The organism is Streptomyces acidicola (assembly GCF_009377235.1).
GTDB lineage: Bacteria > Actinomycetota > Actinomycetes > Streptomycetales > Streptomycetaceae > Streptomyces > Streptomyces acidicola.
Genome location: NZ_VMNX01000477.1, coordinates 1 through 2,292, shown reverse-complemented (window position 1 = coordinate 2,292; position 2,292 = coordinate 1). Strand labels below are relative to the sequence as shown.

2 protein-coding genes are annotated in these 2,292 nt (G+C 72.5%); one reads left to right on the top strand and one right to left on the bottom strand.

Annotation, left to right across the window (positions count from 1 at the left end; genetic code table 11):
- Positions 1-1,267: phospho-sugar mutase (locus tag FPZ41_RS46135; protein ID WP_152870834.1), on the top strand; the 1,267-nt coding region annotated here is incomplete at its 5' end.
- Between the two features lie 161 nt (positions 1,268-1,428).
- Here the strand turns inward: FPZ41_RS46135 and FPZ41_RS46130 are convergent.
- Positions 1,429-2,067: a PH domain-containing protein gene (locus tag FPZ41_RS46130; protein ID WP_322621590.1), complete on the bottom strand. Its 639-nt coding sequence runs from the start codon at positions 2,065-2,067 to the stop codon at positions 1,429-1,431.
- Positions 2,068-2,292: the final 225 nt, after the last annotated feature.

The following is a 2,292-nucleotide window of genomic DNA, read 5'->3' as shown; positions in this document are numbered from 1 at the left end:
CCCCCTCCCCACCCCGGTCCTCGCCTTCGCCATCCGGCACCTCGGCGCCGTCGCAGGCGTGGAGGTCACCGCCAGCCACAACCCGCCCCGCGACAACGGCTACAAGGTCTACCTCGGCGACGGCTCCCAGATCGTGCCCCCGGCCGACGCCGAGATCGCGGCCGAGATCGCGGCGGTCACCACCCTCACCACGGTCCCGCGCCCCGACACCGGCTGGGAGACCCTCGACGACACGATCCTCGACGCCTACCTGGCCCGTACGGACGCCGTCCTCGCCCCCGGCTCTCCCCGCACCGCCCGCACGGTCTACACGCCGATGCACGGCGTCGGCAGGGACACCGTCCTCGCGGCCTTCTCCCGGGCCGGCTTCCCGGCCCCCGCCCTCGTCGCCGAGCAGGCCGACCCCGACCCGGACTTCCCGACCGTCGCCTTCCCCAACCCGGAGGAGCCGGGCGCGATGGACCTGGCCTTCGCCAAGGCCCGCGAGACGAACCCCGACCTGGTCATCGCGAACGACCCGGACGCCGACCGCTGTGCGGCGGCGGTCAGGGACGGCGACGACTGGCGCATGCTGCGCGGCGACGAGGTGGGTGCCCTCCTCGCCGTCCACCTCGTCAAGCGAGGCGCCCGTGGCACCTTCGCGGAGTCGATCGTCTCGTCCTCCCTCCTCGGCCGGATCGCCGAGAAGGCGGGCCTGCCGTACGAGGAGACGCTCACCGGCTTCAAGTGGATCGCCCGCGTCGAGGACCTGCGCTACGGCTACGAGGAGGCACTCGGCTACTGCGTGGACCCGGAGGGCGTGCGCGACAAGGACGGCATCACCGCGGCGCTCCTGATCACGGAACTCGCCTCCGTCCTCAAGTCCGAGGGCCGCACGCTCCTCGACCTGCTGGACGACATCGCGGTCGAGTACGGCCTCCACGCCACGGACCAGCTCTCGGTCCGCGTACAGGACCTGTCCCTGATCGCCGACGCCATGCGCCGCCTGCGCCAACAGCCCCCGACCCGCCTCGCGGGCCTGCCCATCACCAGGTCGGAGGACCTGACCCGGGGCACGGACAGCCTCCCGCCCACGGACGGGCTGCGCTACACGCTGGACGGCGCCCGCGTGATCGTCCGCCCGAGCGGCACGGAGCCCAAGCTGAAGTGCTACCTGGAGGTCGTGGTCCCGGTCGCCTCGCACACCGACCTGCCCGCGGCGCGCGCGAAGGCGGCAGACCTGCTGACGACGATCAAGCAGGACCTCTCGGCTGCGGCAGGCATCTGACCGACCCGTGACGCAGCCCCGGTCCGTCAGCGGACCGGGGCTGAACGCTCAACACACCACGCCCGGCCCTCCGCACTCAACCCACCGCGAGCAGCCCGCCACGCTCAACCCACCGCGAGCAGCCCGCCACGCCCAAACTCAACGCGAGCAGCCCGCCACGCTCAACCAACCACGAGCAGGACCACCAGCAGCACCGCTCCCGCGATCGCCGGCGCCATGATCTCCCACGACCACCGCACACTGGGCTCGCCCTGGGAGTCCGCGGCCTTGGCCCGCGCCTCGCACAGTTGGCGCAGGTCGTCCATGATCTGGTCGGACGGAGCGCGCACGGGCCCGGTCTCCAGAGACGTCTGCCCGCTGAGGTCCCTCCGGACGGGCGCCCGGCCGTCGTCCACGCGGGCCTGCCGCCGCTGGGCCTTCTTGCGGGCGCGGAGCGAGACGGGAAGGGACCAGAGCTGGTACTTGGTGCCGGACTCGTCGATCACCTCGTTCGAGTAGCCGGAGCGCAGCGAGGCGACCGAGCCCCAGGGCAGCACGATCACCCGGAACGGGTTGCGCACCCGCATCCGGTCGTCGTTCGCGAAGACGGCGGGCCGCACCGCGAAGGCGATCACCAGGGGGACGAGGCACAGCAGCGTGGCCAGCGCCAGCCACGGGGTGCGGCCGTGGCCCGTGACGATCGCGTCGACGCCGAGCCAGCCCGCGATGGCGAGGAGCAGCACACCGCCCGCGATCCCGCCGGGCGAGCGGTAGGCCCGGTCGTTGTAGGCGGGCTTCGAGGACGTCACAGAATCCGGCACGGACCCCGAAGACTTCACGGAATCCGCAGGCACGGTATCCGAAGGCACGGAATCCGAAGACTCCGCAGACCGCGAAGGCTCCACGGGCTTCGTGGGCTCCGCGGACTCCGAAGACTCCGCGGACCGCGAAGGCTCCGGCTCGGGTGACTGGTGGTCGGAGGTGCTCATAGCCCCGATTCTGCCCGACGCCTCCAACAGCACCCCGCCCGCGGTGCCCCCTGGCAC